Source organism: Bacillus cereus, assembly GCF_002567495.1.
Lineage (GTDB): Bacteria > Bacillota > Bacilli > Bacillales > Bacillaceae_G > Bacillus_A > Bacillus_A cereus_AQ.
In genome coordinates, this window is sequence record NZ_NVAP01000048.1 from 36,806 (window position 1) to 62,852 (window position 26,047).

The window sequence follows — 26,047 nt, forward strand, 5'->3', positions numbered from 1 at the left end:
TATTTTATCTCTAGAGTGGTAGGAAAGTAGAGGGGGAAAATCATGACAAAGCTGCAACGTATTCAAAAAGTATTGGTAGCTAACCGTGGAGAGATTGCAATTCGTGTGTTTCGAGCTTGTTCGGAACTTGGATTAAAAACAGTTGCAATCTATTCTAAAGAGGATAGTGGTTCTTATCATCGCTATAAAGCTGATGAGTCCTATTTAGTTGGGGAAGGAAAAAAACCAATTGATGCTTATCTAGATATTGAAGGCATTATTGAGATTGCAAAAAGTAATCATGTAGATGCAATCCACCCTGGATATGGTTTCTTGTCAGAAAATATTCAATTCGCGAAACGTTGTGAAGAAGAAGGAATTATCTTTATCGGTCCGAAAAGTAAGCATTTAGATATGTTTGGAGATAAAGTGAAAGCAAGAACACAAGCGCAGCTAGCACAAATTCCAGTTATACCTGGTAGTGATGGTCCAGTAAATTCATTAGAAGAAGTCGAAAAATTTGCTGAAAAGTATGATTACCCGATTATTATCAAAGCGTCCCTTGGTGGTGGCGGTCGTGGTATGCGTATTGTACGAGCTAGTGAAGAATTAAGAGAATCGTATAATCGCGCGAAATCAGAAGCGAAAGCAGCCTTTGGTAATGATGAAGTATACGTTGAAAAGTTCGTTGAAAAACCTAAACATATAGAAGTACAAATTTTAGCAGATGAAGAAGGTAATGTTGTACATTTATATGAGCGTGATTGTTCTGTACAACGTCGTCATCAAAAAGTTGTAGAAATTGCACCGAGTGTGTCGCTTTCAGATGATTTACGTCAGCGTATTTGTGATGCTGCTGTGAAGTTAACGAAAAATGTAAACTATTTAAATGCAGGAACGGTAGAATTCCTTGTAAAAGGTGATGAGTTTTACTTCATTGAAGTAAACCCACGTGTTCAAGTAGAACATACGATTACAGAGATGATTACAGGAGTCGATATCGTTCAATCACAAATTTTAATAGCTGATGGACATGCATTACATAGTAAAATAGTAGGTGTTCCGAAGCAAGAGGAAGTGGTTGTGCATGGATTTGCAATCCAATCTCGTGTAACAACTGAGGATCCACTAAATAATTTTATGCCGGATACAGGAAAAATAATGGCGTACCGATCAGGTGGTGGTTTTGGTGTGCGTCTTGATACAGGAAATAGCTTCCAAGGTGCAGTTATTACACCGTACTACGATTCTTTACTTGTAAAAGTTACAACATGGGCGCTTACTTTTGAACAAGCTGCTGCAAAAATGGAACGTAACTTAAAAGAATTCCGTATTCGTGGTATTAAAACAAATATTCCATTCCTAGAGAATGTAGTAAAACATAAAAACTTTTTATCAGGAGAATATGATACTTCGTTTATTGATGTGTCACCTGAACTATTCTTGTTCCCGAAACGTAAAGACCGCGGAACGAAAATGTTAAATTATATTGGTTCAGTAACAGTAAATGGCTTCCCAGGAGTAGGAAAAAAAGAAAAACCAATATTCCCAGATGCTCGTATTCCATGTTTAAAACATTCAGAGCCAATCCAAAATGGAACGAAACAAATTTTGGACGAGCGTGGAGCAGATGGATTAGTAAAATGGGTACAGGATCAAAAACGTGTACTTTTAACGGATACAACATTCCGTGATGCACATCAGTCATTACTTGCAACTCGTATTCGTACAAAAGACTTACATCAAATTGCAGAGCCAACAGCAAGAATGTTACCGAACCTATTCTCAGCGGAAATGTGGGGCGGTGCAACGTTTGATGTTGCGTATCGTTTCTTAAAAGAAGATCCATGGGAACGATTACTAGATCTTCGTGAAAAAATGCCGAACGTTTTATTCCAAATGTTACTTCGTTCTTCAAACGCAGTTGGATACAAAAACTATTCAGATAATTTAATTCAAAAATTTGTGGAATGTTCTGCTCAAGCGGGTATTGATGTATTCCGTATTTTTGATAGCTTAAACTGGGTAGAAGGCATGAGAGTTGCGATTGATGCTGTACGAGATACTGGTAAAATTGCAGAAGCGACGATGTGTTACACAGGTGATATTCATGATCCATTGCGTAGTAAATATGATTTGAATTATTATAAGGATTTAGCGAAAGAACTGGAAGCATCAGGAGCTCATATATTAGGGATTAAAGATATGGCAGGTTTATTAAAACCTAATGCGGCATATGATTTAGTTTCTGCATTAAAAGAGACAGTGTCGATTCCAATTCATCTGCACACGCACGATACGAGTGGAAATGGTATATTAACGTATACGAAAGCAATTGAAGCAGGTGTTGATATCGTCGATGTAGCGGTGAGTTCTATGGCTGGTCAAACGTCACAACCGAGTGCGAACACACTATTCTATGCGCTAGGTGGAAATGAAAGACAACCAGATGTTAATATCGATTCTTTAGAAAAGCTATCTCATTATTGGGAAGATGTACGCAAATACTATGCACCGTTTGAAAGTGGTATGAATGCACCTCACACAGAGGTATATATGCATGAAATGCCAGGTGGACAGTATAGTAATCTTCAACAACAAGCGAAGGCGGTTGGTTTAGGAGATCGCTTCGATGAAGTGAAAGTAATGTACCGCCGTGTGAATGACATGTTTGGAGATATTGTAAAAGTAACACCGTCATCAAAAGTTGTTGGCGATATGGCATTATTTATGGTTCAAAACCATCTGACAGAACAAGATGTTTTAGAGCGTGGACATGCTTTAGACTTTCCTGGATCTGTTGTTGAAATGTTCTCTGGTGATTTAGGTCAACCGTACGGTGGTTTCCCGAAAGAGTTGCAAAAGATTATTTTAAAAGGAAAAGAGCCGTTAACAGTAAGACCTGGTGAATTATTAGAGCCAGTAGATTTCGACGCGTTAAAAGAAGAATTATTCCATAAACTTGGACGCGAAGTAACAATTTTTGACGTAGTTGCATATGCATTATATCCAAAAGTATTTATGGACTATGAAAAAGTTGCTGAGCTTTATGGAAATGTATCTGTACTTGATACACCGACATTCTTCTATGGTATGAGACTTGGTGAAGAAATTGATGTGGAAATTGAACAAGGTAAGACATTGATGGTTAAACTTGTATCAATTGGAGAACCGCAGCCAGATGGAAATCGTGTTCTTTACTTGGAATTTAACGGACAACCACGTGAGATTGTTGTAAAAGACGAAAGTGTAAAAGCAACAGTTGCACAACGTGTGAAAGGAAACCGTGAAAATCCAAATCATATTAGTGCAACAATGCCAGGAACGGTAATTAAAGTAGTTGTAAGAGAAGGCGATGAAGTGAAAAAAGGCGATTCTATGGCAATTACAGAAGCGATGAAAATGGAAACGACAGTTCAAGCGCCGTTCAATGGTAAAGTGAAGAAAGTATATGTTAACGATGGTGATGCAATTCAAACGGGTGATTTACTTATTGAATTAGATCACTAAAATAAAAAAAGAGCTGTGTAAATACAGCTCTTTTTTATTGCAAAAAATCCCTTGCCGAATTGGTAAGGGATTTTAGTTTTAAATTATTTTGTATGTTTAGAAGTTGATTCGGCTTCCTTTGCATTCGCTTTACTTCTTGTTCCTAGCATAACTAAATAGCATAGTACGGCAAACAAGCAAGAAATGAATAGAGAATGTAACAATGCCATTGCTAAACTAGCGTTTGTAAATACAACTAAAACTCCTACTACAGCTTGAAGTGTAACAAGGATAAATGAAATGATCCATCCCCAGTATACTACAGGTTGCTGTTTGTAATGACGAATAGCGAGAATCATCGCGTAAAGTATCCAAGTGAAAATTAACATTGCTGCAACTCTATGGCCCATTTGAACCCACTCATGTAGTTGAGTTGGCATAGGTCTGTTTTTGCTACATAAAGGAAAGTCTGGACAGGCTAAGCTAGCTCGTTCGTGACGTACTAAAGCGCCTGTGTAGACGACGATATAGCTGTAAATTGTTACACCATAAATATGAAATTTCATTTTTTTGTCCATAATAAGTGAACGTGCATCAAATTTTTGGTCAATTTCAAAGATAAGACACGTTAATAAAATGACAGAAGCAAATGAAATTAAGGAAATACCGAAATGGATAGCAAGTACAGCTGGCATTTGTCCCCAAACAACTGCTGCTGCTCCCATTAATGCTTGTGCAACTAAAAATACGAAGGATAAAATTGCTAACGTTTTTGTTTCGCGCACATGTTTATAATATTTCCAGGACAAAATACAAAGGAGAGTGACAAGAATTCCTGCTGATCCTGATGTTAATCGGTGGCTAAGTTCAATAATAGTTTCCATTGATAAATTAGATGGAACAAATTCACCGTTACAAAGTGGCCATGATTTACCGCAACCTTGACCAGAACCTGTTTTTGTAACTAAAGCGCCTCCTAATAAAACTATTAATAAATCAAGGCTTGTAATGACTGCTAACCATTTAATAAAGCGTTGCAATCTCGTTCACCATCTTTCTGCTATGAAGTTATTGCGAAATATTTTCATTCCATTATGTATAGAATAAAACGCGCTAGTTCCTATGATATATAAAAAATAATAAAATAGCAAAGAAATGGAGGGGGGAGACAAGGGGGAGAAAACAGGTGAGAAAATAGGGTTTTTAAGGGAAAAAATGGGTGAAAAATAGGCTGTTTTGAAAAGAAATGGGGAGAATACGTGTTAAATAGGACAAAATAGTTTATTATAGAAGGTAACATCATGTTATGATAAGGGCAAGTCAGAATTAAGTTTTTTATATTCGACACAAAAAGTTCATGTTTTCTTCACAAAATGTTCGGGAAATATGATTTAATATATTGGAGTATGGGCGTAGATTAGTAGTAGAATGGGTTAACAATGTTTCTACTGTAATAATATTGCTATATAGAAGCGAATTATTTCATTTGAAATAGGCGCAAAAAGAAAGATGAAAGTTTTAAGAGGGGGTTAGAGTGATGAACCATGCAACAAGTGAGCTGCATGATGAGTCCGCTGTTACAAGTGTACCGGAAACAACTCGGTTACAAGATTTATCAGCACTCGTTAAAATGGGGATTGTAAACTCAAATACACTTACTGTATTTACAGGATTTTGGTTGGCGTTACACTTTAATGGATTAAGTGTAATGGACAATCTGGATAAGCTATTTTTTACAATCGTTGGTTCTGGATTAATTATGGCAGGGGTATGTTGTTTAAATAACTACATCGATAGAGATATCGATCCGTTAATGGAAAGAACAAAGACTCGTCCAACGGTTACTGGAAAGTATAAACCAGGATTTGCACTTACATTTGGATTAGTTATATTACTTCTTGGATTTGTATTTTTATTATTAACAACACCAATGGCAGTTTTAATGGGATTTATTGGTGCTTTCACATATGTTGTCCTATATACTTTATGGACAAAGAGAAAGTATACACTAAATACTGTTGTAGGTAGTATATCTGGAGCAGTTCCACCTTTAATTGGATGGGCAGCAATCGATCCATCTTTAGGTCATCCAATTGCTTGGATGTTATTTTTAATTATGTTTATTTGGCAAATCCCACATTTCCTTGCATTAGCGATGAAACGTGTTGATGAATATCGAAATGCAGGAATTCCAATGCTTCCTGTAGTTCATGGATTTGAAATTACGAAACGCCAAATTATGATTTGGACAGTATGTTTATTACCACTACCATTTTATATGAGTGGGCTAGGGATAACATTTATGGTAATTGCAACACTGCTTAACATCGGATGGATCGCTTTAGGATTTTATGGCTTCCGTAAGAAAGATGACATCAAATGGTCCGTGCAAATGTTTGTTTATTCCCTAAATTATTTAACAATCTTATTTGTATCAATGATTGTAGTTACATTCTTCTAAGACAACGACATAATTGGATTTCTTTACGTTGAGATTTACTTTACTTAACTATAAAGTACAATCTAATTCACAAGGAAAGTGGGGGTTGTTTGTATGAAGAAACAGTGGCGACTGCTTTCGTTCGTTTCACTGCTGGCTTTACTGTTAGGGGGATGCGGTAAAGCCTTTCAATCTACTTTAATTCCGCAAGGAGAAGTAGCAAAAATGCAATATGATTTACTTCTACTGGCAAGTGCAATCATGGTAGGAGTAGTACTAGTAGTTACTATTATTTTCTTGTATGTAATTGTGCGTTTCCGACAAAAGAAAGGTCAGGAAGATTATATTCCAGAGCAAGTTGAAGGGAATCACAAGCTAGAAATTATATGGACAGTTATTCCGATTATTCTTTTACTAATCTTAGCTGTTCCAACGGTTACATATACATTCAAACTTGCTGATGTAAGTGCGATGGAGAAAAAGAATATTGATAAAGATACTATCGTTGTTGATGTAACAGCGAATCTTTATTGGTGGGAATTTTCTTATAAATCAGAAAAAATAGTAACTTCTCAAGATTTAGTCATCCCCACAGGTAAGAAAGTGTATTTAAATTTGAAGGGTGCCGATATTAAACACTCATTTTGGGTTCCATCTTTAGCTGGGAAAATGGATACAAATACAGACAATGTAAACAAAATGTGGTTAAAGGCTGATAAATCGGGCACTTATAATGGTTTTTGTACAGAATTTTGCGGCCCATCACATTCTTTAATGCAATTTAAAGTGAAAGCTTTAGATGAAAGCGAGTACAAAAAATGGCTTGCTGATATGAAGAAGATTGATGGGAAGAAAGAAGTAGCTTCAACAAAGGCGCAAGAGGGCCAAGAAATATTTAATAAAAGCTGTATTGGTTGTCACGCAGTTGGATCTAATGATAGTAGACCACCTTCCGCTCGTATCGCACCAAACTTAGCAAACTTTGCGGATCGCGATATGGTTGCCGGTATTGCCGAAAATAATGAAGAAAACTTAAAAAAATGGCTGAAAGATCCTGAAAATATGAAGCCAGCAAACAAAATGACTGGTAAATATGGCAACTTAACGGATGATCAAATTGATGCATTAAATGCATACTTACAAACGTTAAAAGTTGAAAAGTAAAGAGGGATTATTCGCGAAGGGGAGGTTGAAAACGTGAGTTCTGTAGCAAAAAAACAGGGGATGGGTGCTGTCATATGGGATTATTTAACGACAGTAGACCATAAAAAGATTGCCATTCTCTATTTAATTGCAGGTGGATTGTTTTTTGTAATAGGCGGAATAGAAGCTCTATTTATTCGCCTTCAATTAGCAATTCCTAACAACGCTTTTCTTGTTGGGGATGCTTATAATCAAGTATTAACGATGCACGGTACAACAATGATTTTCCTCGCAGCTATGCCACTCGTGTTTGCATTTATGAACGCCGCTGTACCACTTCAAATTGGTGCACGTGATGTAGCGTTCCCGTTTTTGAATTCACTCGGATTTTGGTTGTTTTTCTTTGGTGGAGTATTTTTAAATTTAAGTTGGTTTTTAGGTGGAGCACCTGATGCAGGATGGACATCTTATGCATCTTTAGCTTTAGCCTCTAAAGGTCATGGTGTTGATTTCTATGTACTCGGCTTGCAAATCTCAGGTATTGGTACATTGATTGGTGGTATTAACTTCCTTGTAACAATTATTAACATGCGCGCGCCAGGAATGACGTATATGCGTATGCCGATGTTTACATGGACGACATTTGTAACATCTTCACTTATATTATTCGCTTTTCCGCCGTTAACTGTAGGATTAGGACTTTTAATGTTAGATCGTTTATTTGGAACAAGTTTCTTTAATCCAGCATTGGGCGGGAATACAATTATATGGGAGCATTTATTCTGGATTTTCGGTCATCCAGAAGTATACATTCTTATACTCCCAGCTTTCGGAATATTCTCAGAAATCTTCGCGACATTTTCGAAAAAACGATTGTTTGGTTATTCATCGATGGTGTTTGCGACGGTATTAATTGGATTTTTAGGGTTTATGGTATGGGCGCATCATATGTTTACTGTTGGACTTGGTCCGGTTGCAAATGCTATTTTCTCAGTTGCAACAATGGCGATTGCGGTTCCGACTGGTATCAAAATATTCAATTGGCTCTTTACAATGTGGGGCGGAAGTATTCGCTTTACGACACCGATGATGTGGGCAGTAGCTTTCATTCCATCATTCGTAATGGGTGGAGTTACAGGGGTTATGCTAGCATCTGCACCAGCTGATTATCAATTTCATGATAACTATTTCGTAGTAGCGCATTTTCATTATGTAATTGTCGGCGGTGTTGTATTCGGTTTACTTGCAGGAGCGCATTATTATTGGCCACTAATGTTTAATAAAGTATTAAATGAAACATTAGGAAAGATAACGTTTTGGCTATTCTTTATCGGTTTCCATTTAACGTTCTTTATTCAGCATTTCCTTGGCTTGATTGGTATGCCACGCCGTTACTACACATATCTTGAAGGGCAAGGATTGGAAATGGGGAATATGATTAGTTCTATCGGAGCGGTGTTTATGGCTCTTGGAACGATTGTTCTTCTATTTAATGTAATTAAAACGACAGTATCAAGAGAAAAGGCTGGTCGTGATCCGTGGGATGCACGTACATTAGAATGGACAATGCCAGCACCTACACCAGAATATAACTTTAAACAATTACCATTTGTACGCGGATTAGATCCATTTTGGATTGAAAAACGTGAAGGTAATAAAGAGATAACAGCAGCGGAACCAGTTGGTGATATTCATATGCCAAATCCTTCGTTTTCACCATTTGTCATTTCTTTCGGATTGTTTATAGCGGCATTTGGTGCAATGTATATGCAGGGCGGAAAAGATAAGTTCTGGTTATTAGTAGCAATTATTGGTTTAATCATTACATTTGGCACAATGTTCCTACGTTCAGTAATCGATGATCATGGATATCATATTCATAAGGAAGATTTAGAGGATAAGGGGGGCAAGGCATAATGCATGTAGATGAAAAATTAACGAATGAAACATTTCCAGCAGAGCCTGAAAAAGCAACCCTTGAGGGGAAAAATAAGTTTGTCGGTTTTTGGTTATTTCTTGGAGGCGAAACAGTGTTGTTCGCTTCCTTGTTTGGCACATATTTAGCGCTAAAGAATTCTACAAATGGTGGACCAACATCTCAAGAGATGTTCCAAATGCCACTCGTTTTCATTATGACGATGCTTTTATTAACGAGTAGCTTAACGAGTGTATATGCGATGTATCATATGAAAAACTTTAACTTTAAGAAAATGCAGCTTTGGTTACTAGTAACTGTATTGTTAGGTTTAGGATTTTTAGGGTTTGAGATATATGAGTTTTACCATTATACACATGAATTTAAGCATACTATGAGAAGTAGTGCGTTTGGCTCTGCATTTTATGCTCTTGTTGGTACACATGGACTCCACGTATTGTTTGGATTGTGTTGGATTTTAACATTAATCTTTAGAAATGCGAAGAGAGGCCTAAATTTATACAATGCACCGAAGTTTTATGTTGCATCGATCTATTGGCACTTTATTGACGTAGTTTGGGTGTTTATTTTCACTGTAGTATATTTAATGGGAATGGTGGGATAAACAATGGCGATAAAGCAAATGAATAATCCTAAAGTTGATCTTGTTTATCGGAAGAGAAAAAGTGCGGAGGAAATGAGGCATCAAGTTATTACGTTTGCATTAATGATTTTTTTAACATTAGTTGCATTTGTAGCAGTGGCGTATCCAAAAACGTTTAGCCCGACTTTCTCTGTGCCATTTATTTTACTATTAGCAGTGGTACAAGTAATTTTTCAATTGTATTATTTTATGCATATGAGTCATAAAGGACACGAAGCAGCAAGTTTCTTTCTTTATTCTGGTCTGCTAATCGGGTTAATTACAATTTTAGCTTTTATGACAATCGTGTGGATTTGAAAAGTGAAAAATAAGGGAGCTTGTGTTGTCACAGCTCCCTCTTCATATTATGGAATAACCTTAAGGAAGTAGGTGTGACAATGAGTAACTTATGGATATTTGGTTTTCAGGCTTTATGGAGTCCGATCTTTTTATTATTTATGCTTTCAATTTTAATTGGGTATTTCTTAATTATTGGGCCATATAGAATGCGATTTGAAAATGCAACGAAGGTAAGTAAGAAGCAAATTTTTTATTTTACGACTGGTATTGTTCTTTTGTATTTTGTAAAGGGAGGGCCTATTGATTTAATTGGCCATATTATATTTAGTGCTCATATGTTTGAAATGGCAGTCATGTATATTGCAGTTCCACCGTTACTGTTGCTTGGTATACCAATTTGGTTATATCGTTACATTACTTCTTTTAAGTTCGTTCAAATTATATTAAAGGCATTTGCTAAACCACTTATTGCATTGTTTGTATTTAACGGCCTGTTTTCTTTTTATCATTTACCAGTTGTTTTTGATGCAGTAAAACAAAGTCAAATTGCTCATCCTATTTGTCTCGCTATATTGTTTTTTACAGCAATCATGATGTGGTGGCCGATGCTAAATCCGTTACCAGAATATCAAACGTTAAGTGATATAAAGAAACTTGGTTACATGTTTGCTAACGGTATATTATTAACACCAGCTTGTGCGTTAATTATTTTTTCGACTGCACCGTTATTTGCAACGTATACGGATCCAGCCGCTTGGATGAAAGCGATGGAACTATGTGTACCAGCGGGCACTTTATCAGATTTAAATATAACTGGACCAGAGTTTTTACACTGGATGCCAGTATTACAAGACCAACAAACTGGTGGTATCATAATGAAAATTGTCCAGGAAATAGTGTACGGTACGATTATCGGTTATGTATTCTTTAGATGGGCGCGTAGAGAGCGTGAAAAGGATAAGGAGCAGTTGCAACAATTGCCACCTTATTTGCAGACTAAGTAGAAGAAGTGTATGGGCAATCTCATACACTTTTTTTCTTTTAAGTTGTAGTAGGTATAAAAGATTGAATTTTCTAACTTTTCGTGTTAACCTATTGTAGGCATGTACTAAAAATGGATATAAAATTTACTACTAGCTTTAAGACGTAATATTTCCATATGTAGTGCAAGTTTTTTTAGAGATTTACAACTTTCTCCCGCTACTTGCAGGAGTCGGGCTGTCCGTAAAAGCCTGATTGGTGAAGGGTAATAATGAGTGAGGGATGGACGCCCCACTGATTAAAGTTTCACCTTATATTGTTTTCTTTAATAAACATAAACTATTTTAAGGGGGAATTTAAATGGGTAGTAGTGGAAGTATGGTAAAGCCGATTAGTGGTTTTTTGACAGCACTAATTCAATATCCAGTACCAGTAGTAGAGTCGCGTGCAGACATTGATAAGCAAATTCAACAAATCATAAGAACAATTCATTCGACTAAATCAGGTTATCCTGGATTAGAATTAATAGTATTTCCTGAATATAGCACACAAGGGCTCAATACAAAAAAATGGACTACAGAAGAATTTTTATGTACAGTTCCTGGGCCAGAAACAGACTTATTTGCTGAGGCATGCAAAGAATCTAAAGTATATGGTGTTTTTTCAATAATGGAAAAAAATCCTGATGGTGGAGAGCCGTATAATACAGCAGTTATTATTGATCCACAAGGTGAAATGATTTTGAAGTATCGTAAGCTAAATCCTTGGGTGCCAGTCGAGCCTTGGAAAGCTGGAGATTTAGGCTTACCTGTTTGTGATGGACCTGGAGGAAGTAAATTAGCTGTTTGTATTTGTCATGATGGCATGTTCCCTGAAGTAGCTCGTGAAGCGGCCTATAAAGGAGCAAATGTCTTGATCCGTATTTCTGGATATAGCACACAAGTTAGTGAACAATGGATGCTAACCAATCGTTCAAATGCATGGCAAAATTTAATGTATACATTGTCGGTAAACTTAGCGGGTTATGATGGTGTATTTTATTACTTTGGTGAAGGACAAGTATGTAATTTTGATGGGACTACTTTAGTACAGGGACATCGAAATCCTTGGGAGATTGTTACTGCTGAAGTATATCCAGAACTAGCAGATCAGGCTAGATTAGGATGGGGATTAGAAAATAATATATATAATCTAGGTTCAAGGGGATATGTAGCAACTCCTGGTGGGGTGAAAGAAAATCCATATACGTTTGTAAAAGATTTAGCTGAAGGTAAATATAAGGTTCCTTGGGAAGATGAGATTAAAGTAAAAGACGGATCTATTTATGGATATCCAGTAAAAAAAACAATTCATTCTTAGGGAAGAGAAATAAAACAAGCGCATCATATCGATGCGCTTGTTTTTGTTAATCAATAATTTGAAATTCTTTTAAGCCTTTTTCAATATTTTGTAGGAGTTGTTCGCTTTTTTGAAGTACATTCGTTGGGAAAGTCTCATCCTCACCATATTCAACACCGTGAGGATAATAATGTTTTCCTAATAAGGGAGGGAGTAGTTTTACTTCGGCGTGTCTACTGCCGATGTCACCTTCAACAGCAACTCCTTGTACTCGTAAATAATAAACATCCTTTAATATTTCAAATTTATAATCGTATGTAACCCGTTCATAATCCCACTGTCCAGCAAGTACGAAGTGGTTGTTTTCCATAATTTCAGTTAAAAGAGTTAATTCAACGACGGCCCCATTAAATTGCGTATTTGTAAATTGCATATAATACCTCCTTTTTTAATGTTAAACCATTATTTTTATAATAGTATGAATAATAAGAAATCGCAATTCATATTGAGAGAAAAGGGATAATCCAGACTTTTTTCGCGAAAATATGATATAGTGAAAAGAGTACGGTACACACAAAAAGAAAGAAAAGGATTTGTGTATATCTCAATTTTATGTTTTGTTCAGGAGGTATATCGTTTGAAGAAATTATTGCGTATCGTAATGATTACATTTTTAATTTTAGCTGTTGATTTATACGGGAAATTACTCGTTTCACAATATATATTAACCCCATCTCAATCAAAGCAAGAAAATAAAATTGTGAAAAAGAAAAAGCAAATTAAGGAAGATTCATCAGACACTGTTTTAAATATGATTGGTGAGGACTCTGAAAATTTATTAGCGAAGTGGGGAGAACCCTCTCGAATAGAGCCATCCGCATACGGATATGAATGGTGGGTATACAATCAGGATTTAACTCAGTATGTTCAATTTGGAGTTTCTGAACGTAAAGTTGTAACGGCGTACGCTGCTGGTGAACAAGTTAAGATTCCACCTTATTATATAAATGAAAAATATGAAGAAGTATATAAAAAGAGTCCGCTTTCGCATGAAATTTCATTAAAAAGAGGGAAAAATAGTTATCAATTTGAACTATCTGATACCGAAGTTATGGAACAGCCGTTAATACCTGTAGAAGATGGGTGGGCGCAATTGTATTTTGATCATTTTACACATGAGCTTGTTGGTGTTCGTTATATGGATGATGAAACTTTATTACACCAAAGACCGTATCAGCTCGTTTATTCAGGTGAATTAATAGCAGAACAACCATTGACTCCAGAAAAAATAAAACAAGTGGAAAATGGGAATATGCAACAAATTTTTGATTTGACAAATATTATTCGAAGTCGTCATAACTTACCATTACTAACGTGGGATCAGGAAACAGCAGATGTTGCTATTGGTCACAGTAAAGATATGAAAGACAATAATTATTTTTCTCATGACTCACCTACACTAGGTACGCTAGGAGATCGTTTGCAGCGCGGGAAAGTAGGGTTTCAACTTGCTGGCGAGAACATAGCGGCGCAACATAGTGATGGAGTTGCAGCCGTGCAAGGTTGGCTAAATAGTGAGGGGCATAGAAAGAATTTATTAAATGAACAATTTACAGGATTAGGTGTTGGTGTATACGATAAATTTTATACACAAAACTTTATTCGAAAATAAAGCGAAACTGTAAGCGGTGGGGTGCTACATCACCTAATTAGTTACTTCGTAGTCACTGAATTGTAGGTGGGAATCTGACCGTATGCAAATAGCAGAAAAAAAGGTGCATGAATCGTCTGAAAATGGGCGAACCATGTGCCTTTTTTTTCTTACTATATAGTAGATATACATGGAGAGGTGAGGATTATGCCAACAACAAAAGGACCGTTACATCCATCGGTTCAACAGTTTAAAGAATTTGTAAACCATCACCCTAAAATGGTTCATGAGGTTAGAAATGGTCACAAAACTTGGCAACAATTTTATGAAGAATGGTACTTACTTGGTGAAGAAGATCCACTATGGACAACTTATAGACCGGATGGAGCGCCTGCGTTTTCTTCGGTAAAAGAAAATAAAAAAGAAAAAGATAATCGAACTGAAGAGGAAAAAACTGCTGATGTAATGGGGCAAATGCTTTCTTTTTTTAAAAAGCTGGACGTGGAACAAATGCAGCACCATTTAGCCAATGTGACGAGTGCCATTGGGAGTGTGCAACAAGTTATTCAGCAATTTCAAGGTAACCGTACGCAGCAAGAACAAAGTACTTCAGAAAATAACCCATTTTTCTTTCAAAAGGATTAGGGGGAAAGATGATGAGAGCAGAAATTATGGAGTTTATAAAGGCTGATGAGGATTTATCTCGCTATATCAGAGAGCAACCGTACTGGTATAGAAAATTAACGCGAAATCCTGAAGAAAAAGAGGCTTTTGAGTTAGCGGCGATGCAACATTTCAAAAAAACAATACCAGATAAAGTGGAAAAGTTTCAAAATCAATTGGCCGTTGCTTCGATCATGATTGATATGTTTCAGTATATGAAGCAACAAAATGCAACATAATTGGAAGTGAAAAATATGTCCGTCATGTAGAACTTTTGTTACAATAGAGGTTGATTATTTAAAAAGGAGTTGCAGCATGACGGAAATTTGTTTAGTACGACATGGACAAACTGATTGGAATTTTCAAGAAATTATTCAGGGGCGAGAAGATATTCCGCTTAATGAAGTTGGTAAGAAGCAAGCGAGTCAAAGTGCAGCTGCTTTACAAGAAGAAAAGTGGGATATCATTATAAGTAGCCCGTTGATTAGAGCGCAAGAAACGGCTAATGAAATCGCAAAGGCGGCTGGATTACAATCGATTTTATTAGATGAGCGATTTGTTGAACGGAATTTTGGAGAAGCTTCAGGGAAGCCAGTTGCGGCTGTTAGAGAGTTGATTGCCGAGGGTAAAGTAGAAGGTATGGAGCAAGATGAAGAGATTGTAGCTCGTTGCTTTGCTGCTTTAGAAGATGTTGCAACAACTCATTTTGGCAAACGTATTATTATTGTTGCTCACTCACACGCGATAAAAGCGATTTTACATGCCATTGACCCAGATGAAATTACATTTAAGACACCATTAAAAAATGCGTGTATTAGTTATGTGAAACAAAATAGTGGGAAATGGGATGTTCTTAAATATAATATAGCGGAACATATTAATGTATAAGTGTGTACGGATATAGTGTGAAAATAGTTTCATTATATCTTTCTTTTGAGTAAGTCACTTCAATTAGTAGTTCTAATCTAAATGTGGTATGATGGATACTCGGAGGTGTCTCTCATGATTGTAGCGACGCTAGAAAGCGTATTAATATTAGATAAGGCAGAGCAGCTTGCAAAAGCGATTATCTGTTCAGATATAGCAGAAGATTATCGTAAGTATTATAGAGAATTACATGAAGATATGGAACTTCAGACGTTAATTCAGCAATTTACAGCGATGAAAGAACGGTATGAGGAAGTACAGCGTTTTGGAAAATACCATCCTGACTATACTACCGTGTCGATGAAAATGAGAGAATTAAAGCGTTCTGTAGACTTACATGATAAGGTTGCAGCTTTTAAAAGAGCAGAAACTGCTTTGCAGAAGTTATTGGACGAAGTTAGTGTAGCAATCGGTTCAGAAGTGTCTTCTTCCATTAAAGTGCCAACAGGAAATCCATTCTTTGATGCTGGTGGCTGTGGTGGAGGTTGTGGTACTGGCGGCGGTTGTGGTTGTAAAAAAACGGGGTGATGTACCCCGTTTTTTAGAAGATAGAAGAAAACGTATACAGAGTTTGTCCTGTAATGTCATAAATTTCTGATTGGTTTTCATAGAATATAAAATATATGTTTTTAAAAGGAGAAGATGGAGAAGATTATGTTCGGGCAACGACAAAGTATGATTGTTTATTTACATTCATTGAAACATGCCAAGATTTTAAGGAAATATGGTAACATACATTACATATCAAAACGATTAAAATATGCTGTAGTATATTGTGATATGGAACAAATTGAGCATATGATGCATAAGTTGAACAAACTTCCTTTTGTAAAAAAGATAGAACAGTCGTATCGCCCGTATTTAAAAACGGAATTTGAAAATTCACGTCCTGACCGGGCAAAAGAATACGATTATAGCTAATAGAAAAAATCCCCTGCTAAATTTAGCGGGGGATTTTTCCCTTGAAATAAAGTGTTATTTCATCGGAGGAATGAAATTGTTCATTCGTAAAATACCAATTAAATGATTGAAAAATAGTTCTTTTTCAGGGAAAGTTGTAGATGGTTTTACAGTAAAGGTAGCCACTTTTTTCCCAAGTTGTTCTGCCGTTTCTTCAAATAAAATGACACGTTTACTTTTTTTATTTTCAAATACAGGAATGCCTTCACGACATATGTATAATGGTTGGAAATCACCAGTAGTAGTTGGTTTTAATATTACAACAAGCGAACACACTTTTTTATCGTTTTTTATCGTTTCAAATTGTAGCATATGTGCTATACGTTCTTGATTTGTTTTGGCAATTTCAAGTAATTCATATAAGTCAGAGTAGCCTTCTCCGAGTTCTATAAAGCGTTGAATCATATTTTTTCCTCCTCTTTCTTTTACTGTACCATTTCACTTTTTAAATGAAAAGCACACAAAGAAAAAAAACCCTGCATAGCAGGGCCCTTCTTATACTAGCATGTACTAGTAAGAAGGCAAAGGGAGAGGAGAAACCGGAGGAAGAACTTATGGGGAAACGTAAGTCTTCTCCGCGGTTGGCAACAACATCGAAGGTGATGTTGTTATAATTATTTATGTCCAATATAAATGAAGATATACATAATGAAATTAAATTTTATGTTGGGCTTTTTATTTTTCTTTTTTTTATTTTGTGATAGGATAAAAAAGATAAAGTGGAACTAATATACATATTGGATTCATATTAGTGAATGATGAGATGAATACATAAAAATAACGAGTGGTTATTTGATGCCGAGTTTTCCTATAGCTAGGTAAATGTGGTTTGTTAACGGTTACCGAAGTGGGAATGGCTTTCTATAATGGCTCGATAGATTGAAATAAAGGTAGTGACAACAGATGAGAGTAGTTTCAGGAAAATGTAAAGGACACCCACTTAAAGCGGTTCCTGGTAATACAACACGTCCAACGACAGATAAAGTAAAAGAATCTATTTTTAATATGATAGGTCCTTATTTTGATGGTGGGATCGCCCTTGATTTATTTGGTGGTAGTGGTGGCCTTGGAATTGAGGCTTTAAGCAGAGGAATCGATAAAGCGATTTTTGTTGATCGAGATAGTAAAGCGATAAAAGTAATTCATCAAAATTTAGAAAGTTGTAGAATACAGGAACAAGCTGAAGTGTATCGAAATGATGCGGAACGTGCAGTGAAGGCGCTAATAAAACGTGAAATGTCATTCGATCTTATATTAATAGATCCTCCATATAAAGAGCAAAAAATTGTATCTTTAATTAGTGTAATGGATCAACATGGATTGCTACATAGTGATGGATTAATTATGGCAGAGCATGGTAATGATGTGGTTTTACCTAATTCAATAGGAAGGCTTGTAAAAGTACGAGCTGAGAATTATGGGATTACTGCAATATCGATTTATAAGTATGAAGGTGAGGGGACAGAATGACAAGTATAGCTATTTCTTCAGGAAGTTTTGATCCAATTACCCTTGGGCATCTGGATATTATTAAAAGGGGAGCAAAAGTATTTGATGAGGTGTACGTAGTCGTTTTAAACAATTCATCAAAAAAACCATTCTTTTCAGTTGAAGAGCGATTAGAACTAATTCGAGAAGCGACAAAGGATATCCCGAATGTAAAAGTAGATTCGCATAGTGGGCTATTAGTAGAGTATGCAAAAATGCGTAATGCAAATGCAATATTACGTGGTTTACGAGCAGTTTCTGATTTTGAATATGAGATGCAAATTACTTCTATGAATCGAAAATTAGATGAAAATATTGAAACATTTTTTATTATGACAAATAACCAATATTCATTTTTAAGCTCGAGTATTGTGAAAGAAGTTGCGAGGTATGGAGGAAGTGTAGTAGATCTTGTGCCTCCTATTGTAGAGCGTGCTTTAAAAGAAAAGTTTCAAACCCCGTTAAAGTGAACGGGGTTTTTCTTTATGCGTGCGAAAAAATAATAAAACAACATATAAATATAGACAAAATAATGTAAAAATTGGTCCGTAATGTATAAAAGATGTCCAAATTTCATGTAGTATAGAAGGATGCTTTGATAAAAATACAGGAATATCTTTTTGCATAGGTGAGAAAGAACTCACTTTCTCATAAAATGGTATCCAAAATATAAATGTAAAAATAGGGGCAAGAATACTTTGAATAATTCGTGCGAAAAAATAGGGTTTAAATCGGATGTCTGTTTCAGCTAATATGCTAGCAACTTGTGCCTGAATGGAAAGACCGCTAAATGCTAAAATGAAGCTTGTTACCATAGCTTGTTGTAAGAGAGGTGTTTCATTTATTTGACTAATCATTTGGCTTCCGAGTGTCATTTCGAAAATACCTGATAATATAGGTATACTAAAATCTGTACTTAGTTGGAAGAATGATAAAATATGTTGCATAATAAAAGAAAGAGCTGCTGTAATGTGGAATACAGTAATCATTTTATTTAACACAGAGAATAAAATAATAAATCCGCCAATCATAAGTAATGTTTGAATAGAAGAAACGATAGCATCCCCAAGTAATTTTCCGATTGGTCTTTTTTCTTGTAAGCGTGTCTCGTGAAGAATTAAAAAAGGGTTTTGAAAGGGTCGTTTTTTTGTAGTGTGTTTATTGTTTTTGTAAGCGGTATTATGGCCGTAAAAACGCATAATTAATCCGACAGCAAAGTTACTTAAATAATGGGCAGCCGCTAATATAATCCCTAATTTCGGATTATTAAAAAAACCGATAGACACAGCACCGAAAATAAAAAGTGGATTAGAAGAATTCGTGAAAGAAACGAGGCGCTCCGCTTCAATCTGAGTTAAAAGATTGCTTTTTCGTAGTCTAGCGCTTAATTTGGCGCCTGCAGGGAACCCTGAAGCCATTCCCATTGCCCAAACAAATCCACCTATCCCTGGAACGCGAAAAAGTGGGCGCATGAGTGGTTCTAATATAACGCCGATAAATTTTACAACACCAATACTAATTAGAAGTTCCGCAATGATGAAAAACGGTAGTAGTGAAGGGAATACAACTTCCCACCATATATTTAATCCGCGAATAGAAGCTTGCAAAGCGGCTTGGGGGTGGAGTACAAGAGAAAAAGTTAAAAATAGCGTTGATATGGTAAGGAAAGCGGTTTTCCATTTTTCATACATGTAAGTAAATCCCCCTTTGTCCCAAAAAACGTTCATTTCAGTATACGTGGATACGTAGTGAATTTAGACCATAAGTATGAAAAAGGAATGAAAAAAATTAAAGGGTGAGAAAAATGAAAGAACCAAAGATTGGTTTAGCACTTGGGTCTGGGGGAGCGAAAGGGTTTGCTCATATTGGCGTAATAAAGGTTTTAAGGGAAGCGGGTATCCCTATTCATATGATTGCAGGAAGTAGTATGGGGGCGCTAATAGGCACGTTTTATGCGGCAAGTAGTAATGTTGAAAGACTGTATAAATTGGCATCTGTTTTTAAGAGGAAGTATTATTTAGATTTTACGGTACCTAAAATGGGATTTATTGCTGGAAAACGTGTCAAAGATATGATTAAAATGTTTACATATAATAAAAATTTAGAAGAGTTAGATATCCCGACGGCTGTTGTGGCTACTGACATCTTGAAGGGGGAAAAAGTGGTTTTTACAAGTGGGCCAGTTGCAGATGCGGTGAGGGCTAGCATATCTGTTCCTGGAGTGTTTGTACCAGAAAAAATAGATGGACGATTATTAGTGGATGGTGGAGTTATTGATCGCATCCCGGTATCGGTTGTGAAAGAGTTAGGAGCCGATATTGTTATCGCTGTTGATGTATCTCCAATTAAGGTCAATGGCGATGTTACATCCATTTATGACGTAATCATGCAAAGTATTGAAATTATGCAGCATGAGCTTGTAATGAATCGGCAAATTGCATCGGATTTAATGATGCGACCAGCTGTAGAGCAATTTAGTTCACGTGCTTTTACAAACATTGAAGACATTATTCGAGTTGGAGAAGTAGAAGCGGAAAAACACATTTCAAATATTTATTTATTAATTGAGCAGTGGAAGGAGAAACATAATGTTTAAGCGTTTTCGGTTTATATATGCAATCTTAATAGGGGTTATATTGGCGATGTTACTTGTTTACGTACGTTTACCGTATTATGTAACAAAACCAGGAATGGCTGCCAAATTAGAGCCTTACGTTCAAGTTGAGGGTGGAACGAAGGAGTCTGGTGATTTTATGCTTGTTACGGTTTCAATGGGACCGGCAAATGTGGTGAATTTAATAGCGGCACAGTTTAATAAATATACACATATTTCGAAAGCAGAAGAAATATTGCAAAAAGGTGAGAGTGATGAAGAATATCAATTTCGCCAAAATTATGCGATGAAAGATTCGCAAAATGCAGCAATATATAATGCATATAAACGTGCAAATCGTACTGTTTCTTTTGAAAATAAAGGTGTATTAGTTGCTGGTGTGGCAAAGGGAATGCCGTCAGAAGGAAAGCTTAAGCTTGGTGATGTTATTATAGCTGTTGACGGAAAAACATTTGAAAAGACGGAGCAATTTATTGAATATATGACTGGGAAAAAAGAAGGCGATGTTGCAAGTATTGAGTACATGAGAAATGGAAAACAATTGAAAGAAAATTTAAATGTAAAGACGATTCCTAACGGGAATGGACGTGTCGGTATAGGTGTTTCTATTGTTACGGAAAGAGAATTAGTGGTCGATCCGAAAGTGAAAATTAATTCTCATGAAATTGGTGGACCATCCGCAGGTTTAATGTTCACATTAGAAATATATAATCAACTTGTGGAAGAAGATTTAACAAAAGGACATGAAATAGCTGGAACAGGTACAATTAATGAAAAGGGAGAAGTTGGCCCGATTGGTGGTATAAAGCAAAAAGTGGTGGCTGCTAGCGATGCTGGGGCTGAAGTGTTCTTTGCGCCAAATGAAAAAGGTGCGGAGAAATCAAATTATAAAGATGCACTCGAAGCTGCGAAAGATATTAAAACAAAAATGAAAATTGTACCAGTGGATACGCTGGATGATGCGTTAACGTATTTAGAAAAGATGGATAAGGAAAAAACCTCTCTGAAATAGAGAGGTTTTTTTATAGAAATTTTGTAGCTGTTTCATCATAGCGAACAGGATGGTGTGTTATGTCCTGTTTTAATAGTTGCGTGCGTAATGGTTCGTGCATGATGGAGAAATATACAGCGTTTGCTTTTTTCTCTATATCTAAAGCGGTATGGTCAAATGTTTTTGTATGAGTAAGGATTGGAAGCTCGATTTTTTTCTTGTTTTTTGAAAGATAAGTTTGTCCTTTTTGTGACATGCCTAGCAGGCGGATATATGGTGCGTGTTGTTCTATACTTGCGCTATGTATTTCCTCTTTTGTTGTGTTTGTTAAAATGTGTGTACAAGCTCTTTGTAATCTAGTCCATGTATAACGTTTTGTTTTTAATGCTTCCATGAATGAATAGAAGGAGGAACTGTTTTGTATTTTTGATAAAATACGATGCTCTAAACCTTCTTCTATTTCATATATATGTCGTAAGTCCCCTGGAGACATCGTCATGAGTTTATATTTAAAAAATGAAAAGTATTGTTCCCAATTATGTAATATCCCGTAGTTTTGTTTGTAATTTGCTAAAAGCGAAGTGGTTGCCTGTGGGAGAAAAGGTTCAATTGTTGTAAATGATCCTTCTTCGCTAAAGAGTTGCTTCCGAATACTTGTCGCGCTTGCAATATGTTGGTCATTAAATGTTTCATCATGATAATGAGAGGCAAATCTTTTTATAGTTTGAGCTTGTATAGAGCTATTTTGTAACAGAATTGCTTTAATATATTGGAAGCCTAAAATATTATTTGGTTGTGACATATCTATGTTTTTTTCGGATGTTAAAATGTGTGAGAAGGCATCAGATGTTGCTTTTGCATAACTATTACCAGCGTCCATGAATTGTTTTACAAGGTAGTTAAAAGTCTCTTCTTCGTTTTTTTGTACGGAGATTGTATTATAAAAATTTTCGATTTGTCCATCCTCACTACCGAAACAAATTTCAGAAACACGTAGGGCATTTAAAATGGAAATAGCACCATTTGCGAAGGTTTCAGCCTTTTGCGTTGCAAAGACGTATGGAAGCTCTACAACAAGGTCTACGCCGTTTGCTAAGGCCATTTTAGTGCGATACCATTTGGAAATGAGTGCGGGCTCACCACGCTGTAAAAAAGGACCGCTCATAACGGCAATTATTATATCGGATTGTGTTAACTTTTTTGTCTGTTGCACATGATAATGATGACCGTTATGAAAAGGGTTATATTCAACAACAATACCACCAGCTTTTATGGTAATCTCTCCTTTCGATGTAGCATCTTTTTGAAAAACATGATACTCTATATATTATTTACTATGATGACTTCATTATAGTGTAAAGAAAAAACATTGACAAATATAAAATGGCTAGCTATAATTTTGTTTGTTGCCTTGAGGTGATATGATATGAAATGGTCCATCCATCAATTGAATAAATTGAGAAATAAAGGATTGACATTGGATGAGATGGTAGATGTAAGTGAGCTAAAAGAGGTCGAGAAAGATATTCGTGAAATTAATCCTGTTCATGTAACGGGAAGAGTTGATTTTGGCTCCGGTAAGTTTACGTTTCATCTACATATAACTGGAAGCATGGTTTTACCATGTTCTCGCTCTTTAGTAGATGTGACATTACCATTTGACATTAAAACAACTGAGGTGTTCCAAACTTCACAAGAAGAATTTGAAACTGAAGCTGAAATTCATTGTTTAGAAGGAGAAGTACTTGACTTACTGCCCGTAATCAAGGAAAATATACTTTTGGAGATTCCAATGCAAATTTTCAGTGATGATGTTTCTGGTGGAGCACCGACGCAAGGTCAAGACTGGCAAGTGATTTCGGAAGAAGACAAAGAAAAGACTGTTGATCCAAGATTGGCAGGACTTGCAAAGTTTTTTGACAAATAATCGGAAGACTGGTTCAGGCCTTCATATGAAAATAACTATTTCTTTATAAGGAGGTGGGAAGAATGGCTGTACCTTTTAGAAGAACTTCTAAAACAGTAAAAAGAAAGCGTCGTACGCATTTCAAATTATCAGTACCTGGTATGGTAGAGTGCCCAAGCTGTGGTGAAGCGAAATTAGCTCACCGTGTATGTAAAGCATGCGGTACTTACAAAGGTAAAGAAGTAATCAGCAAGTAATTGCCAAAATAAACGCAGAAGATATCTTCTGCGTTTATTTTTTTTGTCTAAATCTTTAGTTGTTGTATTCTATCTTTTCTAGTAACTGCATATGTTTAATAAAAAATGCATAGGGAGGACTAGAGAGATGGCGACAACAAGACAAGATGCTTGGACTGATGATGAAGATTTGCTTCTGGCAGAAGTAGTACTCCGGCATATTCGAGAAGGTGGAACGCAACTTTCTGCCTTTAAGGAAGTTGGAAAAAATTTGTCTCGTACACCAGCAGCATGTGGGTTTAGATGGAATTCTTACGTAAGAAAGCAATATAAAGAACGTATTGAGGAAGCAAAGCAACTTCGTAAAGTAGAAAATTATGAAGTGCAAGAGACAAAGGTGTTAGAACCTATATCAATTACGTTGAATGATGTTATTGATTTCTTGCAAAATTATAAAGATGAAAACTCTTTAACTGTGTTGCAACAACAAGTTGAATCATTACAAACAGAAAGAGAGCGTCTTCTGGAGCGATTATCAGTATATGAGGAAGAGTATAGAACATTACTTGATTATATCGATCAAAAAAGAAGTGTAATGGTAGCGGAAAGAAACAATGTTCGCTCGAATGAGAAGTTAGAGAAGCTTAAGAAATAAAAAACAGCTGTTATACAGCTGTTTTTTTATTTCTTAAGCCGATTCTTCGTTTGTAACCGCATTCAAATTTGCTTCTGGATGCCAAATATAAAAATCTCCATCAGTTACTGATACGGGTTTGAAATTTAATTTATCCCAAAAACCAGCTGAATGAATACGTGCTATCGTTTTAATAGGGAATTGCAGTTGTTTCGCATGATTTACAAGCATTTGCCCGAATCCTTGTTTTTGAAAAGTTGGTAATACTTCAAGTTTATAAAGTTCTAGGTAAGGACCTGTAATTTCGAATGGTTCTCCGCCGTTTCTTTTCATGTATAGACTCATACGTGCGATTAGTGATCCGCCATAATAAATACCGTAAAATGGAGATTCACTGTCGTTTTCAATAATGTTTGCTTGCAATTCTTCCAGCATAGATAGTTCCTGGGCTCCGCACCCTTTAAATTTTTTGAATTCATCTAACGTTTTATAATTGATGAGCAAGCGCTCAACTTTTGGGAATCCCATTACATCACATCCTTTTCTTATCTTGTTGAATGCAGAAAAGTAAAAATATTTATAATAATAGTATAACTCATTTTTTTATTTTTATGAAGAAGATAGTATATTTCTTTTTTTATTTTTTTTGAGGATTTGCTAAACTAAGAGTAGAAGCGTATTAATAGGTAGTATATACATAGTGAAAAATGAGAGTATATTTGTTGGGCAGAGGACAGCGAAATTATAGGGCGTGCTCACGTGCTTTAAAAAGATATAAAGGGGGGGAAGGCAAGGGCGCTGAATGTGAATTCCTTGTGTGAAAATGAAAATTGGAATTGTCGGACCAGGTGCTATTGGTCTATTGTATACATTTTATTTACAAAAAAGTAACCAAGATGTTACGTTGTTTACTAGGACGGCTAAGCAGGCGGAAGAATTGAATGAAACAGGTGTAACTTGTATTAGAGACGGAAGATGTGAAACAGTATATCCATCTGTTTTACCGATAGAAAGTATGGTAGCGCAAAATTTAGATTATATATTTATTGCTGTGAAGCAATATCATATAGATGACATACTACCGTTTGTAGAAGGTGCATCATCATTAATCTTTTTGCAAAACGGAATGTCGCATCTTCAAAAGGTGCTGAAAATAGGGAGTGAAAATATAGCTGTTGGTATTGTAGAACATGGTGCAAAAAAAGAGGAAGGGCATATCGTTCATCATACTGGGGTAGGGGTAACGAAATTTGGAGTGGTTTGTGGCCAATCTATACATTTTAAAAAAATATTTCATTATTTTCCTGTTGCTTATTTTCCGGTACAAATAGAAACGGATTGGAAAGAGATTATGCACAAAAAATTAGTTGTAAATGTATGTATCAATCCGTTGACAGCGCTATTGGGAGTCAAGAATGGTGAATTAATCACGAATCGTTTTTTTTATCAAATGATGGAGCAAGTGTTTCAAGAGGTCGCATTTCTTATTAGAGAAGAAAAAGAAATGGTGTGGCAAATGGTACGAAATGTGTGTGAAGGAACGTCTCGTAATACATCATCTATGTTAGCGGATGTAAGAGCGAATAGACAGACGGAAATTAATGCGATTGTTGGGTATGTATTAGAAGAAGCTAAGAAACAGAAACGAACAGTTCCGACACTTCAATTTTTGTTCGATGCAATAAAAGGGTTAGAAACAAGAGTATAAGTGTTATTCTTTGCTTTTACGTGAAACATTGACTACAATGT

General features: G+C 35.9%; 28 protein-coding genes. 22 read left to right on the forward strand and 6 right to left on the reverse strand.

From position 1 onward, the window contains the following. Positions 1-42 precede the first annotated feature (42 nt). A complete protein-coding gene (gene pyc / locus COK05_RS23535) occupies positions 43-3,489 on the forward strand; it encodes a pyruvate carboxylase (protein ID WP_098614475.1) in 3,447 nt (1,148 codons plus the stop codon). A gap of 83 nt (positions 3,490-3,572) precedes the next feature. On the opposite strand, the gene ctaA is transcribed toward pyc, so the two are convergent. Next, entirely contained in the window at positions 3,573-4,508 is a 936-nt protein-coding gene (gene ctaA, locus COK05_RS23540) for a heme A synthase (RefSeq protein ID WP_098614476.1), read from the reverse strand. 497 nt (positions 4,509-5,005) lie between these two features. Here ctaA and ctaB point away from each other — a divergent pair, with 497 nt between their 5' ends. The 7 genes from ctaB to COK05_RS23575 all read left to right on the forward strand — a co-directional run bounded on the left by ctaB (position 5,006) and on the right by COK05_RS23575 (position 12,249). After that, positions 5,006-5,929, forward strand: coding sequence for a protoheme IX farnesyltransferase (gene ctaB, locus COK05_RS23545; protein WP_001015060.1), 924 nt, complete (start codon positions 5,006-5,008; stop codon positions 5,927-5,929). A gap of 93 nt (positions 5,930-6,022) precedes the next feature. Next, the gene (gene coxB / locus COK05_RS23550) at positions 6,023-7,072 is read left to right on the forward strand and encodes a cytochrome c oxidase subunit II (RefSeq protein WP_098614477.1); all 1,050 of its coding nucleotides are present in this window, start codon (positions 6,023-6,025) and stop codon (positions 7,070-7,072) included. 60 nt (positions 7,073-7,132) lie between these two features. Further along, positions 7,133-8,968, forward strand: a complete 1,836-nt coding sequence (gene ctaD, locus COK05_RS23555) for a cytochrome c oxidase subunit I (RefSeq protein ID WP_176539459.1) — start codon at positions 7,133-7,135, stop codon at positions 8,966-8,968. Further along, positions 8,968-9,591 carry a cytochrome c oxidase subunit III gene (gene ctaE, locus COK05_RS23560; protein ID WP_000557861.1) on the forward strand — a complete coding sequence of 208 codons (624 nt, stop codon included), beginning with the start codon at positions 8,968-8,970 and terminating at the stop codon, positions 9,589-9,591. The genes ctaD and ctaE overlap by 1 nt, the downstream gene beginning before the upstream one ends. A gap of 3 nt (positions 9,592-9,594) precedes the next feature. Continuing rightward, complete coding sequence (gene ctaF / locus COK05_RS23565) at positions 9,595-9,927, forward strand: cytochrome c oxidase subunit IVB (protein ID WP_098614479.1); 333 nt, start codon at positions 9,595-9,597, stop codon at positions 9,925-9,927. A gap of 80 nt (positions 9,928-10,007) precedes the next feature. After that, on the forward strand, positions 10,008-10,913 hold the full coding sequence (ctaG, locus tag COK05_RS23570; protein WP_098614480.1) for a cytochrome c oxidase assembly factor CtaG: 906 nt from the start codon (positions 10,008-10,010) through the stop codon (positions 10,911-10,913). A gap of 337 nt (positions 10,914-11,250) precedes the next feature. Next, complete coding sequence (locus COK05_RS23575; protein ID WP_098614481.1) at positions 11,251-12,249, forward strand: formamidase; 999 nt, start codon at positions 11,251-11,253, stop codon at positions 12,247-12,249. Positions 12,250-12,295: 46 nt separating this feature from the next. Here COK05_RS23575 and COK05_RS23580 read toward each other — a convergent pair whose 3' ends face one another. Next, positions 12,296-12,661, reverse strand: a complete 366-nt coding sequence (locus tag COK05_RS23580; RefSeq protein ID WP_098614482.1) for a YugN family protein — start codon at positions 12,659-12,661, stop codon at positions 12,296-12,298. A 204-nt stretch (positions 12,662-12,865) separates the two neighbouring features. Here COK05_RS23580 and COK05_RS23585 point away from each other — a divergent pair, with 204 nt between their 5' ends. From COK05_RS23585 to COK05_RS23610, 6 genes are all read left to right on the forward strand, one after another. After that, complete coding sequence (locus tag COK05_RS23585; RefSeq protein ID WP_098614483.1) at positions 12,866-13,900, forward strand: CAP domain-containing protein; 1,035 nt, start codon at positions 12,866-12,868, stop codon at positions 13,898-13,900. A 186-nt stretch (positions 13,901-14,086) separates the two neighbouring features. Then, complete coding sequence (locus tag COK05_RS23590; RefSeq protein ID WP_098614484.1) at positions 14,087-14,524, forward strand: YlbD family protein; 438 nt, start codon at positions 14,087-14,089, stop codon at positions 14,522-14,524. Positions 14,525-14,535: 11 nt separating this feature from the next. Continuing rightward, complete coding sequence (locus COK05_RS23595) at positions 14,536-14,781, forward strand: YlbE-like family protein (protein ID WP_001200990.1); 246 nt, start codon at positions 14,536-14,538, stop codon at positions 14,779-14,781. 76 nt (positions 14,782-14,857) lie between these two features. Then, positions 14,858-15,430, forward strand: coding sequence for a histidine phosphatase family protein (locus COK05_RS23600; RefSeq protein ID WP_098614485.1), 573 nt, complete (start codon positions 14,858-14,860; stop codon positions 15,428-15,430). A gap of 114 nt (positions 15,431-15,544) precedes the next feature. Further along, a complete protein-coding gene (locus COK05_RS23605) occupies positions 15,545-15,997 on the forward strand; it encodes a YlbF family regulator (protein WP_000634366.1) in 453 nt (150 codons plus the stop codon). 126 nt (positions 15,998-16,123) lie between these two features. Beyond that, positions 16,124-16,390 (forward strand): YlbG family protein, encoded by a 267-nt coding sequence (locus COK05_RS23610; protein WP_002082261.1) that lies wholly within the window; start codon positions 16,124-16,126, stop codon positions 16,388-16,390. A 54-nt stretch (positions 16,391-16,444) separates the two neighbouring features. Here COK05_RS23610 and COK05_RS23615 read toward each other — a convergent pair whose 3' ends face one another. Beyond that, positions 16,445-16,834, reverse strand: coding sequence for a DUF7147 family protein (locus COK05_RS23615; RefSeq protein ID WP_000616017.1), 390 nt, complete (start codon positions 16,832-16,834; stop codon positions 16,445-16,447). A 498-nt stretch (positions 16,835-17,332) separates the two neighbouring features. On the opposite strand from COK05_RS23615, the gene rsmD reads away from it, so the two are divergent. Both rsmD and coaD read left to right on the forward strand, forming a co-directional pair. Then, the gene (rsmD, locus tag COK05_RS23620; protein WP_001266977.1) at positions 17,333-17,899 is read left to right on the forward strand and encodes a 16S rRNA (guanine(966)-N(2))-methyltransferase RsmD; all 567 of its coding nucleotides are present in this window, start codon (positions 17,333-17,335) and stop codon (positions 17,897-17,899) included. After that, positions 17,896-18,387, forward strand: a complete 492-nt coding sequence (gene coaD, locus COK05_RS23625) for a pantetheine-phosphate adenylyltransferase (protein ID WP_000200601.1) — start codon at positions 17,896-17,898, stop codon at positions 18,385-18,387. The genes rsmD and coaD overlap by 4 nt, the downstream gene beginning before the upstream one ends. On the opposite strand, the gene ylbJ is transcribed toward coaD, so the two are convergent. After that, positions 18,379-19,608 carry a sporulation integral membrane protein YlbJ gene (ylbJ, locus tag COK05_RS23630; protein WP_098614486.1) on the reverse strand — a complete coding sequence of 410 codons (1,230 nt, stop codon included), beginning with the start codon at positions 19,606-19,608 and terminating at the stop codon, positions 18,379-18,381. The genes coaD and ylbJ overlap by 9 nt on opposite strands. 113 nt (positions 19,609-19,721) lie before the next feature. On the opposite strand from ylbJ, the gene COK05_RS23635 reads away from it, so the two are divergent. Next, positions 19,722-20,513, forward strand: a complete 792-nt coding sequence (locus COK05_RS23635) for a patatin-like phospholipase family protein (protein ID WP_000662588.1) — start codon at positions 19,722-19,724, stop codon at positions 20,511-20,513. Further along, positions 20,506-21,543 carry a SepM family pheromone-processing serine protease gene (locus tag COK05_RS23640; RefSeq protein WP_098614487.1) on the forward strand — a complete coding sequence of 346 codons (1,038 nt, stop codon included), beginning with the start codon at positions 20,506-20,508 and terminating at the stop codon, positions 21,541-21,543. The genes COK05_RS23635 and COK05_RS23640 overlap by 8 nt, the downstream gene beginning before the upstream one ends. Before the next feature lie 10 nt (positions 21,544-21,553). Here the strand turns inward: COK05_RS23640 and COK05_RS23645 are convergent, their stop codons facing one another. After that, complete coding sequence (locus COK05_RS23645; RefSeq protein ID WP_255290350.1) at positions 21,554-22,735, reverse strand: nucleotidyltransferase; 1,182 nt, start codon at positions 22,733-22,735, stop codon at positions 21,554-21,556. A gap of 213 nt (positions 22,736-22,948) precedes the next feature. Between COK05_RS23645 and COK05_RS23650 the strand changes: the two genes are divergently transcribed. From COK05_RS23650 to COK05_RS23660, 3 genes are all read left to right on the forward strand, one after another. Next, positions 22,949-23,449 carry a YceD family protein gene (locus tag COK05_RS23650; RefSeq protein WP_000872146.1) on the forward strand — a complete coding sequence of 167 codons (501 nt, stop codon included), beginning with the start codon at positions 22,949-22,951 and terminating at the stop codon, positions 23,447-23,449. 62 nt (positions 23,450-23,511) lie between these two features. Beyond that, the gene (gene rpmF / locus COK05_RS23655; RefSeq protein ID WP_001984764.1) at positions 23,512-23,685 is read left to right on the forward strand and encodes a 50S ribosomal protein L32; all 174 of its coding nucleotides are present in this window, start codon (positions 23,512-23,514) and stop codon (positions 23,683-23,685) included. A gap of 127 nt (positions 23,686-23,812) precedes the next feature. After that, entirely contained in the window at positions 23,813-24,319 is a 507-nt protein-coding gene (locus COK05_RS23660; protein ID WP_098614489.1) for an RsfA family transcriptional regulator, read from the forward strand. A gap of 33 nt (positions 24,320-24,352) precedes the next feature. On the opposite strand, the gene COK05_RS23665 is transcribed toward COK05_RS23660, so the two are convergent. After that, positions 24,353-24,826 (reverse strand): N-acetyltransferase, encoded by a 474-nt coding sequence (locus COK05_RS23665; RefSeq protein WP_098614490.1) that lies wholly within the window; start codon positions 24,824-24,826, stop codon positions 24,353-24,355. Between the two features lie 295 nt (positions 24,827-25,121). Between COK05_RS23665 and panE the strand changes: the two genes are divergently transcribed. Continuing rightward, positions 25,122-26,006, forward strand: coding sequence for a 2-dehydropantoate 2-reductase (gene panE / locus COK05_RS23670; RefSeq protein ID WP_141539236.1), 885 nt, complete (start codon positions 25,122-25,124; stop codon positions 26,004-26,006). The last annotated feature ends 41 nt before the right edge of the window (positions 26,007-26,047 follow it).